This window comes from Methylobacterium sp. CCH5-D2 (assembly GCF_001556475.1).
GTDB classification, from domain to species: Bacteria; Pseudomonadota; Alphaproteobacteria; order Rhizobiales; family Beijerinckiaceae; genus Methylobacterium; species Methylobacterium hispanicum.
The window spans coordinates 1-1,202 of the sequence record NZ_LSIX01000663.1 but is presented as its reverse complement, the minus strand read 5'-3'; the positions used below and the strand labels follow the sequence as shown (position 1 = coordinate 1,202).

General features: G+C 74.8%; 1 protein-coding gene. It reads right to left on the bottom strand.

The genetic code is table 11. From position 1 onward, the window contains the following. Positions 1 to 285: 285 nt before the first annotated feature. Positions 286 to 1,202: glycosyltransferase family 1 protein (locus tag AX737_RS17630; protein ID WP_066923717.1), on the bottom strand; the 917-nt coding region annotated here is incomplete at its 5' end.

Sequence of the window (1,202 nt, the reverse complement as noted above, 5' to 3'; positions counted from 1 at the left end):
GCGGGTCCCCTCTCCCGTGCGGGAGAGGGACAGGGTGAGGGGCCCGGAGCGTGCCGGAGGAGGCGCTGCGGTTCCGCGGCGATGGCCAGCCCCATCCGTAGAGTTCTCATCCCTCACCCCAACCCTCTCCCGCACGGGAGAGGGGGCATGGCGCGGTTCAGGCGCGGTCCAGAGCAGGGGGCGCGCCATATGTGATTGTCCTATCCTCGACCGGGGAAGGGGATGCGCGGGGATCTCTCCCCGAGATGAGACATAGCGTAGCTTCTGCGGGGGAGATTGCCGCTCTCATCCCAGCCCGAGCACCGGCGCGGCGCCGGGTGCGGGCGCCTCCTCCTGCGCGTGGGCGCTCGCGATGTTGCCGAAGAACTGCCGCGCGCTCTCGGCCCAGGTGTGGCGCAGCGCCTCCGCGCGAGCGGCCTCCCGCGGGACGGCGAGCGCGGCGAGCGCGGCCGCGCGCAGGTCCGGGTCGAGGATGCCTCCTCGCGTGCCGCCGATCACGTCGAGCGGGCCGGTGACCGGGAAGGCCGCGACCGGCGTGCCGCAGGCCAGCGCCTCGAGCAGCACGATGCCGAAGGTGTCGGTGAGGCTCGGGAAGACGAAGACGTCGGCGCCGGCGTAGATCCGCGCCAGGGCGGCGCCCGTGCGCGTGCCGAGGAAGCGCGCGCCCGTGCCCAGCGCCTCGAGCCGCGCCCGGTCCGGCCCGTCGCCGACCACGACGCGGCTCCCCGGCAAGTCGAGGCGCAGGAAGGCCTCGACGTTCTTCTCCACCGCGAGCCGGCCGACGAACAGGAAGAGCGGGCGGGGCAGGTCGGCGAGTTCGGCGGGCGGGGCCTCGCCCGGTTCGGCCGGCCGGAACAGCTCGGTGTCGACGCCGCGGGTCCAGCGCATCAGGTTGGAGAAGCCCCGCCCGGCGAGTTCCCGCTCCAGCGAGGGCGTGCTCACCATCGTGCCGCAGGCCGCGCCGTGGAAGCGGCGCAGCCACGCGTAGCTCCAGGCCTCGGGCACCGGCAGGCGGGCCGCGAGGTATTCGGGAAAGCGCGTGTGGTAGCTCGTGGTGAAGGGCCGCCCGCGCGCGAGGCAGTGCCGCCGGGTGGCGTAGCCCACCGTCCCCTCGGTGGCGACGTGGACATGCGTCGGCGCGAGCCCGTCCCAGCGCGCCGCGACCTTGCGGCGGGTGGCGTGGGCGAGCCGGATCTCGGGAT